Here is a 383-nt window from a genome sequence, read left to right on the forward strand (position 1 = left end):
TTCCACTGGCGTAGTTCTCCGAGATACTGACGGGATATTTGTGGAAATTATTTACCGTTTGGGGGCGTTTAGACGATACGATACGGATTGGAAAAAGGCGGCGGCGCGGCGGCATTTTCTCCACCCCTGTACTTAAGAACGCGATGGAGGACGACGCGGATATGTCTGTTGTTTTGCAACCGAAAACCAGTGATGACGATCAAGAGGCGCGGGCGCGGCGTCTCATAGACGGCGTTTCCGAAGGCGGCGCGGCGGGCGACGAGGGCGCGGTTCTGATTCGCGAGTCCGCCGATATGATCGCCGAGGAGGGGCACATCTTCGGCAAACGCGATGTGGTCGTGACGCAGAAAAAAGTCAGCGTTTACGACGGCGCGGGCGTCGAA

General features: G+C 57.4%; 1 protein-coding gene. It reads left to right on the forward strand.

The window, feature by feature from the left end; genetic code table 11:
* Positions 1-143: 143 nt before the first annotated feature.
* Positions 144-383 (forward strand): hypothetical protein (locus tag D7Y13_RS44915; RefSeq protein WP_147452805.1); only part of this gene is annotated, 240 nt, incomplete at its 3' end.

The organism is Corallococcus praedator, from assembly GCF_003612125.1.
GTDB classification, from domain to species: domain Bacteria; phylum Myxococcota; class Myxococcia; order Myxococcales; family Myxococcaceae; genus Corallococcus; species Corallococcus praedator.